The organism is Macrococcoides caseolyticum (genome assembly GCF_002902665.1).
Classification (GTDB): domain Bacteria; phylum Bacillota; class Bacilli; order Staphylococcales; family Staphylococcaceae; genus Macrococcoides; species Macrococcoides caseolyticum.
The window spans coordinates 1-15,293 of the sequence record NZ_PPRM01000050.1; the positions used below are offsets into that span (position 1 = coordinate 1).

The following is a 15,293-nucleotide window of genomic DNA, read 5'->3' on the forward strand; positions in this document are numbered from 1 at the left end:
ATCGCTGGGCTATAAAACACCATTGGAAGTATTTATGAGTTTCATCGAAGATGAGGAATTGTCTAGCTTATTTTGACAAACGAAAAAATATAAAAATTATTTTCTAAGGAGTGACTATGGAGCATACTAAAACTTACTATAAACGCATTGTTGAAACTAATGGAAAATCAATCATCGTCGAAGGTCCAGTAGACGGTAACACCTTAAAGAAATATACATTTGATGAGGGGCTCGTTGCATTCAGAATTCCAAAAGAACAGTTTGTAGCAATTCAGGAGATTGCAGATCTCGACGAAGGACGCATCATTATATGCCGAGATGGTGACAATATTATCGGCTATACAACCTATCTGTATCCAGATCCATTAGAACGATGGAGCGATGGAAACTTACCTTATCTATTAGAGCTTGGTGCGATAGAAATTAGTGAACAGTATCGTGCAATAGGTCTTGGTAAGGCCATGCTTGAACTGTCAATGCTGGATAATGCAATGGAAGATTATATTATTATAACGACTGAATATTATTGGCATTGGGATTTAAAGAACAGTGGCCTTGATGTATTCGAATATAAAAAGATTATGCAGAAGATGATGGCTGCTGGTGGCATGGAAGTATTCTCTACTGATGATCCTGAAATTACAAGTCATCCGGCCAACTGCCTGATGGCACGAATCGGCAAACGGATCACAAACGATCAGATACAGGCATTCGATAATATTAGATTCCAGAATCGCTTTTTCTTATAAGGAGGTTAATTATGTTAGTAGAACGCATTATGACATCACCATGTATTACATTTAATAAAGAAGGTTCTATCGCTCAGGCCATCGCATTGATGAATGATAAGAACATTCGCCATCTACCGATTGTAGATGATGAACAGCAATTGCAAGGTATTATCTCAGATCGTGAAATAAAAGAAGTATTGCCATCACTATTAAAACATGATGAAGCAATTGATTATAATGTACCCATCTCACAGATTATGCAAAAAAATGTTATTACCTGCCACCCTCTTGATTTTGTGGCAGATATTGCAGTTGATTTTTATGATGCATCTATCGCCAGTATTCCAGTTGTACAAAATGAGAAAGTTGTGGGCATTGTAACCAGCAAAGATATGCTCAATACATTTATCGAGCTTACCGGTGTGACACGTTCAGGCACGACCATCCAGATCAGCATTCCTGATGAACCGGGTATTATGCACGCAGTCACTGAAGTATTTCATAGACATAAGATCAGTATCGAGAGCATTCTCGTATTCCGGGATAAAGAACATATCGGTAAAAAAATCTTAACTTTGCGCATGATTGCGATGAACCCAAATATTGCTATATTTGATCTGGAGAAGAAAGGATTCACAGTACTTGACCCTTTCGAAAGCGGCCTATGACAAAATTTGTCTACTCAAAAAAACTGCTGAAATATCGCTTTGGTGATGATCATCCTTTTAATCAGATGCGCCTGTTACTTACGAAATCATTACTTGAAAGCTTATCACTGCTGTATGAAGAAGATATCGTTGCACCCCGCACTGCAACAGATGAAGAGCTGATGCTTGTACACCAGAAAGAATATATTGAAGCGGTGAAAAAAGCAGGTCAAGGAGAACTGAGTACCAGTGATTGCAACAAGTTCGGACTTAATTCAAACGATACACCAAACTTTGAAAATATGCATGAAATGAGTGCATTGCTTGTTGGCGCAACGCTTACTGCATGCGACATTGTCATGAATGAGATCGACCATACTGCATGCAACTTTGGTGGCGGACTACATCATGGCTTCACTGGACGTGCTTCAGGATTTTGTATCTATAATGATTCTGCAGTCGCAATAGAATATATGAAACGTAAATATAAACAGCGCGTACTGTATATTGATACCGACGCACATCATGGTGATGGCGTACAGTTTGCTTTCTATAATGATAATCAGGTAATGACCTATTCTATTCATGAGACTGGCCGATACCTGTTCCCTGGAACCGGCGCCATTACTGAAAAGGGTGAAGGTGAAGGTTATTTATATAGTATGAATATACCTGTTGATGCTTATACTGAAGACGATTCATTTCTGGGATGCTTTGAAGAAAGTTTACGCGCAGCATGTGAATTCTTTAAACCGGATATTATATTAAGTCAAAATGGTGCTGATGCCCATTATCTTGATCCATTGACACATCTCTCTTGTACACATAGGACATACCAACACATCCCACAGATCGTCCTTCGATTAGCAAATGAATATACAAATGGTAGGTGGATTGCTGTTGGAGGTGGTGGTTATAACATCTTTCAAGTCGCGCCACTCGCCTGGGCACAAGTATATAATGCGATGCTCGGACACAGCTATTTAGAAGGTTCAATACCAACTGACTGGATTACGATGTGGCAAAGTAAAGCACAAGTAAAGATGCCAAAAACATGGAATGAAGATCTACAAGGGTACTCAGTCATACCTAGAAGACGCGATATCGAAGAAAAAAATAAAATGATGCTGGCGCGTGTCGTGCAGCATTACTAGGTGGCTCTTATTTTTATTTTACGAGCCACCTTACCAACCCATAAAAAAGGACCTCGCATACGCCAGGCCCTTAATTTCTATTTCGTCGTTCCACGATATTCAATTCTATAAGGTAAAACGACTTTCTGATTTTCAATCGGTTCATCATTCATGTACTTTGTAAGCAGACGCATTCCCACAGCACCAATATCATACAGTGGCTGCATTACACTTGAAAGCTTCGGTCGTACCATTTTCACTAATCGTGTATTGTTAAAACTGATGACCTGTAAATCATCAGGTATAACTCTTCCGTCATCCTGTGCTGCATGTACGATACCAATCGCCTGTTCATCGCTAATGCATAGTACAACTTCAGGATTCGTCTCTTTAATCACTCGATATGCCTTCTCACCATCTAAATATTGTTCAGTCCCAATATATTGAGCTGATTCCGGTAATTCCATCGCATGTTCTTCGAGCAATGATTTTATTCCACTTAATACATCGATCTGTGCTTTTTCGGAATACCCTCCACCAACAAATGCAAAGCGTTGCACACCTGATTCTATGAATTTATGGGTAATTTCTCTGCTCGCTTCCACATAATCGATATTCACCGAAGGTAAGCTTTCATCTTGATCGAGTGTCCCTGATAATACAACTGGTACACTGGATTTACGTATCATATCTGCTGTCTTCTCAGACAGTGTGCCCCCTAAGAAGATGATGCCATCAACTTGCTTTGACAGTAAGTTATTAAAGATTTCTTGTTCCTTTACTGCATCATTATCAGAGTTTGAAATGATTGTCTGATATTTATACATCTTAGCGATATCTTCTAAACCACGGGCAAGCTCTGAATAATACATATTAGAAATATCTGGGATAATTACCCCAACTGTTGTAGTCTTCTTACTTGCTAGGCCACGGGCAACTGCATTTGGACGATAGTTCAGACGTTCAATCACTTCATTTACACGATCTCTTGTCGCAGGCTTCACATTTGGATTACCATTTACGACACGAGATACAGTGGCCATAGATACTTTCGCTTCACGTGCTACATCATATATTGTTACGGTCATTTTTTCCTCCTGAAAACGTTTTATTTATTATTCTAACACGTTTTCAAAGACTTTTCATTCTAAATGATTGTTTTGTGCAAATTTTTTATTGTTAAAATTTACTTTTAAATTCATTTAACGCTTTATAGAAATTTTCGAACTCTTCAAAATTCATCTGCTGACCGGCATCACTTAATGCAACAGCTGGATCTGGATGTACTTCTGCCATCACTCCATCTGCCCCAACTGCGAGCGCAGCACGAGCTACTGGCAGCATAATATCCTTACGTCCTGTTGAATGTGTAACATCCACCATTACAGGCAAGTGTGTACCTTGCTTTAATATTGGTACGGCAGAAATATCTAATGTATTTCTTGTTGCTTTTTCGTACGTACGAATACCTCGCTCACATAAAATAATCTTTGAATTGCCTTGTGCATAGATGTATTCGGCTGCATAGATAAACTCTTCTATTGTTGCGCTCAGTCCACGTTTAAGAAGTACAGGTTTATTTGTACGTCCTGCTTCTTTAAGGAGCTCAAAGTTCTGCATATTACGCGCACCTATCTGGAATATATCAACATATTGATCCGCAAGTGCAAAATGCGCTGGATTGACAATTTCACTGACAACGTTGAGGTCATATTTCTTACCCGCATCGTGAAGTATTTGTAATCCTTCTTCTCCTAGTCCTTGGAAATCGTAAGGAGAAGTTCTTGGTTTAAATGCACCACCACGAATAAATTTTTCACCTTTTTCATGGAGATTTTTAGCGACTGCTTCAACTTGTTCTGCAGATTCTACTGAACATGGTCCAAATACATATGACTTTGTACCTGCACCGATGATGCCTCCATTATCAAATGTAACAATAGTGTCTTCTTGTTTTAACTTACGTGAAACCAAAAGATGTTTCTCACTATCAGACTTCTGTAATTCTGTTGAAGCTTTAAATATTTCCTTAAATAATTGCTTGATAACATTGTCATCAAATGGACCATCATTTAAATCCAGCAATTTATTGATCATTTCTTTTTCACGTTCGGGATCATAGATTGCAGTGCCTTGCTTACGTTTTTCTTGTCCGATCTGCTTTGCAATTTGACCACGTTCACTTAACAGCTTCAATATTTCAATGTTTAATGTTTCAATCTTTTCACGTAATGTATTTAAATCGTTCATCGTTTGACCTCTTTTATTTTAAAATTAAAAAATAGTAGACTTTAGGCCTACTATTTTATCATATTATAAAGAGATTTTGTGATTATTTGTTTTTAGGGGATAAATTGTCAGCAATGTGCTTCGTTTTTTTGTTTTCTAACAATGCTTCATCCTTGTTCGGCGTTAATGCTTTATCCACAACTACATCTGGCTGCTTCAAAGTGTCATCGTTCACTTCAGCTTTAATTGCTTTCTTCTGAAGTTCTAGATCACTTTGATGTTCGTTAGAAAGATCTGCTTTAAATGCAGCAGCTTTCTCTTTGAAGCTTTCAGCATTTTTAATTTGATTAGTATATGATTCTATAGATTTCGATTTTAATACTTCTACCTTTTCTGCAAGTTCTTCTTGCAGTACTTTACCTGATTTTGGAGCAACGAGTAAACCGATAATCGATCCTACCGTAAGTCCTGCGACAAGTCCTAATGAAAAGTCACGTGCTGCTGTATCCTTTTTCACTTCGTATTCTTTAACTGTATGTGTATGTAAATCTCTATTATAAGTCTCCATCTTATTTCCTCCTAAAAAAAGAATGTACATTATGTACATTCCCTTAGTGGTTTACTTTAAACCTGCATTGATTTTGTCCTGATCTAAATGATCGCCTTTAGTGTGTGTTTCATTGAAGTTGTTTTGTGGTGTACGATAAATATCATCGTTAAAATTTACAGTATTACGGCGCTGCTTTCTCATCTGCCATTTATCGGCAACTTCCATTGCAACGTTGGACCATTGAACAACTTGAGAAATCTTGTCTTCATTCTGAGAGATGTTATGTGTAATTGATGAAGTAACATTATTTACTGAACTGTTTAAGTTCTGTACCGAATCACCAATACCTTTCACTGCATCTACAACTGAATTTAAACGTTGTGATTTATCTTGAACATCTTCTGCTAAACGATTTGTTTTGTGAAGTAAGTCTGTTGATTCACGTGTGATACCTTGAATTTGACCTTCCACACCATCTAAAGTTTTAGCTACATGGTCTAAGTTCTTCTTCACTGACATCAAGGTGATGCCTATGAATACACATAGAATTAAAAATGCAATCGCAGCAATCAAACCTGCAATCGGTAAAATCCATTCCATAAAAACGCCTCCTAAAATTATTAACTTGTTATACTCTAAATTACCCTTATACCTTGTTAATAAACATCATATCATATTATTTTAAATTTTCATACGCGACTTGAATTTTCTGTATATCTCCTGCACCCATAAACATAACCACTGCATCTTTATATTGTTTCAGCAGATTGACGTTGGATTCGTTAATAAGTTCAGCACCTGGAATTAATATCTGCAGATCACCGATTGTCAGTTCACCACTATCTTCACGTGCTGAACCGAAGATATCACAGAGATATACTTTATCTGCAAGCTTTAAACTATTTGCGAAATCTTCAAGGAATGCACTTGTACGTGAAAATGTATGCGGCTGAAATACTGCAATGACTTTACGCTCAGGATATTTCAGATGTACAGATTGTAGCGTCGCTTTAATCTCAGTTGGATGATGTGCATAATCATCAATAAGAATCTGTTCGTCCTGAATCTTCTCACTAAAACGACGTTTAACGCCACCAAATGTGCTTAAAGCACGTTTTACAGCCGCATTATCCAGTCCTTCTAAATGACAGATCGTTATGACAGCAAGAGCATTCAGCACTTGATGATCACCATACATCGGAGTAATGAATGTATCAAACAATTCTCCGTCAATATATACTTCAAACTGTGTCCCTTGTGGCGTCGTCTTCATATTCTTTGCAACGACTTTATTATCTTCTTTAAAGCCATAATAATAAATTGGGATATCTGCTTTGATATCTCTTAAATGCTCATCGTCACCACAAGCAACAACTGCTTTCTTAACCTTCTTCGTCATCTCCTGGAATGCATTAAACACATCGCTCATCGATGCAAAATAGTCAGGATGGTCAAAGTCGATATTTGTAATAATCGCATAGTCTGGTGAATAGCTTAAGAAATGCCTACGATATTCACAGGCTTCAAATGCAAAGTATTCACTACCAGGCATCCCCATACCCGTACCATCACCAATGAGATAAGAAGTCTTCTTGTCACCGTTCATTACATGAGATAACAATCCAGTTGTCGACGTCTTACCGTGAGAACCGGTAACTGCTACAGATGTATATTGACCCATGAAGTTACCTAGAAAATCATGATAACGAGTTACAGTAAGTCCAAGTTCGTGCGCACGCACAATTTCTTCATGATCATCATTAAATGCATTCCCAGCAATAATCGTCATACCTTCTTTAATATTCTCTTGATTAAATGGTAGTATTGTTATTCCTTTTTCTCTTAAAGATTTCTCTGTAAAAAATTCTTTCTCGATATCTGATCCTTGTACCGTTTCACCCATATCGAACAGTATTTGAGCTAACGCACTCATTCCTGAACCTTTAATACCAACAAAATGATATAAAGTCATAAATTCATCTCCTAATATTCTTCTTGTTTTTCGGTTATCAGTACATCTCTTGGTTTAGAGCCATTCTGACCACTGACATAACCCATTTCTTCCAGCTGATCGATAATTCGTGCTGCTCTATTATAGCCTATCTGAAAGCGTCTTTGTATTTGAGAAGTCGAAATATGCCCTTCTTCGACCATAAAGTTGCAAATCTCATTGAACAATTCATCTTTCGGCTGTTCTGATAACTTCTTCAGTAAAGACTTCTCATGGAAGAGATAGTTCGGCTTCCCTTGAGACTTAATATAGCCCACCACTTCATCAATCTCACTATCGGAAATATAGCTTCCCTGTATTCGAATCGGCTTATTCATTCCATTTCCAAGATAGAGCATATCGCCGTTTCCTAACAGTTTCTCAGCGCCACCAGAATCAAGTATTGTTCTGGAATCAACAGAAGAAGATACCATAAATGCGATGCGTGTCGGCACATTCGCTTTGATTAATCCTGTGATTACGTTGACTGAAGGACGTTGAGTAGCAAGAATCAGATGAATTCCTGCAGCACGTGCTTTTTGAGCGATTCGCGCAATGGAATGCTCTACATCTTGTGGTGCCATCATCATTAAGTCTGCTAATTCATCAATCACGACAACGATCTTAGGAATTCTTTCCTGATAGACTACTTTCTGATTATAAGCAGTGATATTACGTACATGGACATCTGCAAACATTTGATATCTGCGCTCCATCTCACCGACAACCCATTTCAAACTCTCTGTAGCTGCTTTAACATCAGTAATAACAGGTGCAATTAAGTGTGGCAAATCATTATATGGCGCAAGTTCTACCATTTTAGGGTCAATCAATAATAATTTCAATTCGTTAGGATTATTACGATATAGCAGTGAAATAAGAATTGAGTTGATACACACAGATTTACCAGATCCTGTAGCACCCGCAATTAAACCATGCGGCATCTTCGCAAGATCCATAATCATTGGTTCATTATTTATTCTAGCTCCAAGCGCAACTGAGAGATTACTATCAGAGAATTTCATCTTCTTACTGAAGACAATTTCACTTAAGTTGACGCTACGCGTTTCAATATTAGGTACTTCCACACCGACAAGCGAAGTGCCAGGAATCGGTGCTTCTATTCGGATATCTTTAGCTGCTAACGCCATTTTAATATCGTCCTGAAGATTCGTGATGCGTGAAACCTTTACACCTTTCTCTACTGAAAGTTCAAAGCGTGTAACCGAAGGACCGACGATGACATTCTCTACTTTTGCCGGCACATTAAAATGATAGAACGCATCATCAAGCTGCGCTTTATGTTCTTCAACCCACGATTCATCTCGTTCCATATTATCTGCAGGCTTCAGTAGACTGACAGGTGGAAGAAGATACTTTGGTCCTTTGCGCTTGGACTGTCTTAGCTTCGCTTCACCGTCCGCTTCCTGTAGCTCAGCAGGTGCATCAGGCTGCTCCTCTCGTATGACTTCTAAAGTTTCATTGCTTTTGATCTGTACTTCTGGTGGCGATGATTTCGCTTGTTCTCGTTGCTGCATTAAACGCTTCTTATCACTTGGTGTCATGACTACATTAAATGGAGTGACTTTCTCTTTCTTGGTATCAGGTAATAGCACAGGTTCTAACGAAACAGGTCCTTCATCCTTCTCCGGTGTTTCAACAGTTGCATCTGTTTCGCTACCGGTTTCACCTTCAATTTCAATCGTTTCAGTCCTCTCATCTTCCGTATCAAAAGATACATCGTCAAACGCTTCCTCATCTAACTGTACAGGCTCTACTGCTTCTTCAGCACTTTCAAAAGTAATATTTTCTTCCATGAAAGTCTCATGTTCACGTGAGCTGAAAGTATAAGATTCACCGGAATTTAGTTTAACCTCTGTGTCCTCATCGCTGATATTCACTTTAATCGGTGTCTCCGCTTGAACCTCAACATCAGTAACTAATGCTTCTTCAGATAACGTGATAACATCATCTGATAATTGCACGACATCATCAACTGCAAGTACATTGTCCTCTGAAAGAATTTTCTCTTCCGCTTCTTGTTCAATCGCCTCGTGGTTGATCATAGATTTAACTGCTTCCTGCTGGTCAGCAAGTTTTCTACGCTCTTCCTGAAATTCTTTCTGACGCTGAATTTTCTTGTCACGTTCTTTTCTGATTTCAGCAACTATTTGAGAGGCATATACATTCTCGATATTGACCGTATTATCCTCTTTTCGATGCGTCGGTGTCGCAGGACGCGTGGCTGTACCTTTCTTAGGAACAATAGGCGCACGTCCCTTTAACATCGAAGGATCTTTACGACTCTTTGTTCCATATATTGCTGAAGGTACTTCTGAAGCTTTAAACTTAGGCTGGTGCATACGAGATGCTTTCTCTATTTGAGCATCACTTCTTTGTTTCTTTCCTAATGGTGAGGTTTCAACCTTATAGCCGGGATGTTGGTTACGCGCAGCTCTTCTCTGTCGTCTCGAAGCATATGTTTCATCAAACGAAGCCTTTTGATGTTTATACTGTGCTTGTACAGGGATAAAGGGGTCATCATTTTTTTCCATCTTTGTGTTGCTTGTCTTATGATGATTACTGTCTTTTGTCTTAACAGTGTCCACATCAACCGGAAAACGAAACTTGCCACGAGGGCGCCTATATACGTCATTTTCCGAGGTATCCAGTCTTTCTGTTCTGATATCTTCAGTATTCTCTTTTGATTCTCCGAATAATTTATCAAACCAGCTCATCGTATCACCCTACTTCTCTTTGAAGAAATCTTCGCCGATTGTATAGTGATCATCTAACACTAGAATACCTTTTTTCTCTTCAGAATCAGTCAGACCAAGTTCACGTTCAGAACATATCATTCCTTTTGACGGCACGCCGCGTAATTCTGCATCTTTAATCATCATTCCGCTAGGCATGACTGCACCTACTTTGGCTACTACTACCTTTTGCCCTTGTGCTATATTTTTTGCACCACAAACAATCTGTAATTTTTCTGTTCCAACATCCACTGTTGTTACATTTAATTTATCTGCATCCGGATGCTTCTCACATGTTTCTACATACCCAACAACAAACTTTGGTGATAAATCAACTTCGAGCGGTGTTTCAAGCCCCTTTTCTCTAAGTAATGCATTGATATCATCTACAAGACTTTCTGTTAATTTAACCTCACCTTGAGATTTAAGGTTTAATGACTGTACACCTTTAACATTATATCCAACGACACGGTCATCTTTTTTAATCGTGATAATATCCCCATTTGTTTCATATGTAAACGGACCATCGACTGGTTCCAATGTAATAAATAAATAGTCTCCAACAATTTCGTTATAAAATAAATTCATATGATTACTCCTTATTATTTTTTTCTTGTTCAAATTTTTTGCGGTTTGCTTCAATACGCTGAATTGCTTCTTGATTACGCTTTGCATTATTCTTACCTAATATAAATACAGGTGTTAAGCTATCTTCTTCATATTGGAACGACAAAGAAGTAATCGGTACAAGACCATTAGCGAAAAACTGCATCGTCAGCTGAGCGAGCACATCATACCCTGTCTCATTCTGAATATCAGCAATAATCAAAACATCTCCATGTGGTACAGCGACAAGCATCTCCCCTGTAATCTTCTCACGGAACGACTTCAACAGTTGCTTATTTAATAGGCGACTTGCATCATACCCGTCATTCGAGTTAAAGAAATAATAGGTATTGTCATTCACTACATCAGTTTTATAAGGATTATTCAGACCATTTAAATTAAATAAAGCCTGCTCCTTAATATGCGCTTCAGATAAATTCAATGCTTCCTGTACTTCAGTATCAATTAGACGATAAGTATTGCCAAGATCCACTGCGTAATAAATATTCGTCTCAGCAGTATGTTCTGTAATTAAAAAAGGAACTCCATTTTGTTCTTTCTGGAAACTTGTCGCACGTACAACAGGCATTATTATCGGTTGGCCATCAAAAGATTGTGCATCTCCAAATGCTTGAATCGTCTCTTTGATATAATATAGTACTTCGTCAAGAATTTTTTCTTTCTTCTCTTTATATTTTGCTGCAACGGGTGCTAGCTTTATCGTTAACCCTTTATGATTATCATTTCGCTCAATCCTTAAAGTCTCTTCTTTACGATTGAAATGAAAGGTTACTGCTTCCTCTTTCATTGCATCTTTTAAGTAATCTCTAATTTCAAAAACATTCACTTGTAACACTCCTCACATAACTTTCATTGTACAATAAAACCACCGCATATAAAAGCAGTGGTTACTAAGGTTATATTAAAAAGCCATCAGTTTAAAGCTACGGAGTAATAGTTATTGAACTACAATCCTTTTATAAATGCATTGACCTCATCTTTTGTCTTTCTGTCTTTTGATACGAATCTTCCAATTTCAGTACCTTTATCAAATGCGATAAAGCTTGGTATTCCCATCACATCATATTCTACAGCAAGGTCAATAAATGCATCTCTGTCGATGGAAACAAAATGATATGCTTTATTTTCACTTTCTATTTCTGGCAGTAATGGTGCAATAAAATGACAGTCTGGGCACCATCCAGCAGTAAACATCGCTATTGTCGGCTGTTCTATACTTTCTCTAAACATTTCTACTGATGTAATTTCCTTCATCGTTCTCCTCCTGTCGAGATCTTCTGATCTCCTGGTTTAATGATATTCGCCCGTAACAACATCACATATATAATATAACTGATAACACCTGGTAATATGAAATGAAACACACCAATTTGCAGCCATGTTTCAAGCGAGGAACCCATTGTCTTAATTGTCATTATCTGCCCGACAAATCCACTCGTCCCCATACCTGCACCTGCTGCTACATTTTGCATCGGCCATAGTGTGGTCATTATCGGTGCGATAATGATACTCGCAATCACAGGCGGAATTAATATCATCGGTCTTAACATATAGTTAGGAATCTGTATTTTACTAGTTCCAATACCATGTGCTACGAGACTTTGAATCCCATTATCACGGTAAGCAGTGACAGCAAATCCAATCATATGACAGCAACAACCAATTGTTGCTGCCGCTGCCGCTGTACCATTGATATTAAGCATTAACGCGAGCGCAGCACTAGAAACAGGGCTAGAAAGCGTCAAACCGAAGACAAGTGACACAAGAATGCCCATCAATAACGGTTGCTGCCCTGTCGCAAATGAAATGAATTCTCCAAGTGATAACATCAGTTGCTGAATTAATGGTCCTATAAGCTTTGCAACACTACCACCGATAAGCAGCGTTAGAAGTGGCGTCAGAATGATATCAATCTTTGTCTTTCCACTATAGAAACGTCCAGCCTCACTTGTCACAAGACTGACGATATATGTTCCTGCCGCTCCTCCTAATTCATACCCATACATCCCAGTAACTGCACTAGAAAAGATGACTATCGGCTTGGCTCCAAGTCCATACGTAACAGCAACACCTACTGCTGCACCTGTACAACTCTTTGCAAGCTTGCCGATTTCAATGAGTAATGATGTATCGAAGAACGGTTTCAATTCTGTCCCCAGTGTTTCTAATATCAATCCGATAATCAATGAGCAAAATAGTCCAAGTGCCATGTAACTCATGCCATCTATGAACCATCTCTTAAGTAGATTCTTCAATATACTATCCCCTTGTCCTCTATTTATAATCCTACATATTACAATTATAATAGCATATTACTTATCACATAGACGTATTTTCATATAAAAAATTTCCGGATATATCTATCCGGAAATGTTATTCGCTATTTATACTATCGAATGGTCTGCTGCTTATAATTTATTCTGCAATTACATTCAAAAAGCGTCTTAAATGTTCTGACTGCGGTGTATTGAACAGCTGCTCCGGCGTTCCGATTTCCTCGATACGTCCATCATGAACAAAAGCAACTTTATCTGCAACATTGCGCGCAAAGCTCATCTCATGTGTCACGATAACCATCGTCATGCCTTCATCACGCAGATCTTTAATAACACTTAGCACATCTTGGACAAGTTCAGGGTCAAGCGCAGATGTTGGTTCATCAAAGAGCATCACCTTTGGATTCATTGCAAGCGCACGTGCGATACCGACACGTTGCTGCTGTCCACCACTTAAGGATATCGGATACTGATCCTTCACATGCGTTAAATCTACTTTTTCAAGCAGGTTCAATGCAATTTCTCGCGCTTCTATCTGTTTCATCTTCTTAACTTGTACGAGACCTTCCATCACGTTTTCAAGTGCGGTCATATGCGGGAACAACTGGAAGTTCTGGAACACCATTCCTGACTTTTTACGCACTTCAATCTGTGATTTGCGGTTGTTACTATCATAGGTTAGACCATCTACTGTTACTGTACCTGAGGTTGGCAGTTCCAGTGCATTCATCATGCGTAGCAGCGTCGTCTTACCTGAACCGCTTCGACCAATCAGAACGACTACTTCACCATCCTGCACCTCTAGATCTACATCTTTCAGTACTGTCTTATCGCCAAACTTCTTTACGACATTCTTCACTGAGATCATCGCTGATACTTCCTTTCTATACGAGACTCATACTGCCCTTGTACAACAGAAATAATGAAACATACAACCCAGTACATTAAGCCGACAAGCACGTATATCGAAAGGAACTCGTATGTTGTCGCAGCAACTTCCTGTGCTTTACGAAACATCTCTGCGACAAGGATAAAGCCTAGCAGCGATGTATCTTTAATCAGACTTAAAAATGTATTACCAAGTGCAGGAATAGATACACGTATCGCCTGCGGTAAAACGATGCGTTTCATCGTCATCCATTCACTCATACCGATAGAATATGCTGCTTCTTTCTGACCATCTGGAATCGATAGAATACCACCTCGAATAATTTCAGAGGCATAAGCTCCAACATTTAAACTGAGTCCAATTATCGCAGCAACAACAGGGGCAATATTCAGCTTAATATCAGGATTTCCCGTAATAAGCCTTCCAACTTCTGGAATACCATAGAAGATAATAAATAATTGTACAAGCATCGGTGTACCACGAATAATCGAGACATAGATTCTGGCAATGCTTCGCGCGAACTTGTTACGTGACACACGCATCAGTGCAGTGATAATCGCTATGATCAGCCCGATAATAAACGTCGCAATAGTAATAGGGATTGAATATTTAATCAATCCCCATAACATCGGTTCAAAAGCTTGCTTCGCTGCATCTAATGCGTGGAGCTGTTCTTCATTAAGCTTGAGAAACATCTTCGCCAAACCATTTCTTGCTTATTTTTGTTAATGTACCATCTTTATGCAATTCATCTAATGCTTTATTAACATCTTCGATTACTTTCTTATCTGTCTTCTTAGTGAATACAAATCCTGACTGACTCTTCTCAGCATCACCGGTAATCAGCTTGATATCAGCTGCTTTCTTTTGTTTCTGATAATCAAGGACAGATAATTTATCATTGAAAGTACCTTCTACACGATTTGATAATACCATTTCTATCGCCTGGTTAAATCCTTCTACCGAAGTAATTTCAGCGCCTTTATCTTTCGCCAGCTTACCGTAGTTTGAAGTCAATGTCTGAGCAAGCTTCTTGCCTTTAACGTCATCAAATGACTGGATTGAATCGTTATTTTTACGAACAACTAATACACCCTCAGAATACGTATATGGTTTAGAGAAGTTGTATTTATCTTTACGTTCTTCATTGATTCCCACTTGGTTTGCTACCGTATCAAAACGTCCTGAATTTAATCCTGAGAACATTGAATCCCACTGTGTTTCAACGAACTTAACTTTATAACCCGCTTTTTTTGCTACTGCTTCAGTAACTTCTACATCATATCCTGTTAACTTTCCATCTTTATCATGGAATGTAAATGGTGCATATGTTCCTTCAGTACCAACTGTCAGTGTCTTGCTATCTTTCTTTGTATCCTCTTCATTGTTGCCACATGCGGCAAGCACAAATAATAATGCCGTCAATACTGCAAATAATTTTTTCATTTCCCATTCTCCTATTCAT

The 15,293-nt window shown here is 38.5% G+C and carries 16 protein-coding genes; 3 read left to right on the forward strand and 13 right to left on the reverse strand.

Going from position 1 to position 15,293, the window contains the following annotated elements; all coding sequences use genetic code 11:
* Positions 1-116: 116 nt before the first annotated feature.
* The 3 genes from CD152_RS07790 to CD152_RS07800 are packed head-to-tail and all read left to right on the forward strand — an operon-like array spanning position 117 to position 2,532.
* Positions 117-749: a toprim domain-containing protein gene (locus CD152_RS07790; RefSeq protein ID WP_012657315.1), complete on the forward strand. Its 633-nt coding sequence runs from the start codon at positions 117-119 to the stop codon at positions 747-749.
* An 11-nt stretch (positions 750-760) separates the two neighbouring features.
* On the forward strand, positions 761-1,399 hold the full coding sequence (locus tag CD152_RS07795) for a CBS and ACT domain-containing protein (protein ID WP_103214605.1): 639 nt from the start codon (positions 761-763) through the stop codon (positions 1,397-1,399).
* The gene (locus CD152_RS07800) at positions 1,396-2,532 is read left to right on the forward strand and encodes an acetoin utilization protein AcuC (protein ID WP_101035033.1); all 1,137 of its coding nucleotides are present in this window, start codon (positions 1,396-1,398) and stop codon (positions 2,530-2,532) included. Before CD152_RS07795 ends, CD152_RS07800 begins: the two co-directional genes overlap by 4 nt.
* 77 nt (positions 2,533-2,609) lie before the next feature.
* Here CD152_RS07800 and ccpA read toward each other — a convergent pair whose 3' ends face one another.
* The 13 genes from ccpA to CD152_RS07865 all read right to left on the reverse strand — a co-directional run bounded on the left by ccpA (position 2,610) and on the right by CD152_RS07865 (position 15,274).
* A complete protein-coding gene (ccpA, locus tag CD152_RS07805) occupies positions 2,610-3,599 on the reverse strand; it encodes a catabolite control protein A (protein ID WP_012657318.1) in 990 nt (329 codons plus the stop codon).
* A gap of 91 nt (positions 3,600-3,690) precedes the next feature.
* Positions 3,691-4,761 (reverse strand): bifunctional 3-deoxy-7-phosphoheptulonate synthase/chorismate mutase, encoded by a 1,071-nt coding sequence (locus tag CD152_RS07810; RefSeq protein ID WP_101031215.1) that lies wholly within the window; start codon positions 4,759-4,761, stop codon positions 3,691-3,693.
* An 82-nt stretch (positions 4,762-4,843) separates the two neighbouring features.
* Positions 4,844-5,308, reverse strand: coding sequence for a YtxH domain-containing protein (locus CD152_RS07815; RefSeq protein ID WP_101040010.1), 465 nt, complete (start codon positions 5,306-5,308; stop codon positions 4,844-4,846).
* A gap of 51 nt (positions 5,309-5,359) precedes the next feature.
* Positions 5,360-5,890 carry a DUF948 domain-containing protein gene (locus tag CD152_RS07820; protein ID WP_101057550.1) on the reverse strand — a complete coding sequence of 177 codons (531 nt, stop codon included), beginning with the start codon at positions 5,888-5,890 and terminating at the stop codon, positions 5,360-5,362.
* A gap of 76 nt (positions 5,891-5,966) precedes the next feature.
* Positions 5,967-7,262 (reverse strand): UDP-N-acetylmuramate--L-alanine ligase, encoded by a 1,296-nt coding sequence (gene murC / locus CD152_RS07825; RefSeq protein WP_101140160.1) that lies wholly within the window; start codon positions 7,260-7,262, stop codon positions 5,967-5,969.
* Positions 7,263-7,273: 11 nt separating this feature from the next.
* Positions 7,274-10,018 (reverse strand): DNA translocase FtsK, encoded by a 2,745-nt coding sequence (locus CD152_RS07830; protein ID WP_101140159.1) that lies wholly within the window; start codon positions 10,016-10,018, stop codon positions 7,274-7,276.
* A gap of 9 nt (positions 10,019-10,027) precedes the next feature.
* On the reverse strand, positions 10,028-10,624 hold the full coding sequence (ytpR, locus tag CD152_RS07835; protein WP_012657324.1) for a YtpR family tRNA-binding protein: 597 nt from the start codon (positions 10,622-10,624) through the stop codon (positions 10,028-10,030).
* A gap of 4 nt (positions 10,625-10,628) precedes the next feature.
* Entirely contained in the window at positions 10,629-11,489 is an 861-nt protein-coding gene (locus CD152_RS07840; RefSeq protein WP_103214606.1) for a DUF1444 family protein, read from the reverse strand.
* 119 nt (positions 11,490-11,608) lie between these two features.
* The gene (locus CD152_RS07845) at positions 11,609-11,917 is read right to left on the reverse strand and encodes a thioredoxin family protein (RefSeq protein ID WP_101142071.1); all 309 of its coding nucleotides are present in this window, start codon (positions 11,915-11,917) and stop codon (positions 11,609-11,611) included.
* A complete protein-coding gene (locus CD152_RS07850) occupies positions 11,914-12,918 on the reverse strand; it encodes a PTS transporter subunit IIC (protein WP_103214607.1) in 1,005 nt (334 codons plus the stop codon). The genes CD152_RS07845 and CD152_RS07850 overlap by 4 nt, the downstream gene beginning before the upstream one ends.
* Before the next feature lie 160 nt (positions 12,919-13,078).
* A complete protein-coding gene (locus CD152_RS07855; protein ID WP_101140155.1) occupies positions 13,079-13,807 on the reverse strand; it encodes an amino acid ABC transporter ATP-binding protein in 729 nt (242 codons plus the stop codon).
* Positions 13,804-14,523 (reverse strand): amino acid ABC transporter permease, encoded by a 720-nt coding sequence (locus tag CD152_RS07860; RefSeq protein ID WP_099483680.1) that lies wholly within the window; start codon positions 14,521-14,523, stop codon positions 13,804-13,806. Before CD152_RS07860 ends, CD152_RS07855 begins: the two co-directional genes overlap by 4 nt.
* Entirely contained in the window at positions 14,507-15,274 is a 768-nt protein-coding gene (locus CD152_RS07865) for an amino acid ABC transporter substrate-binding protein (protein ID WP_101140154.1), read from the reverse strand. The genes CD152_RS07860 and CD152_RS07865 overlap by 17 nt, the downstream gene beginning before the upstream one ends.
* Positions 15,275-15,293 lie beyond the last annotated feature (19 nt).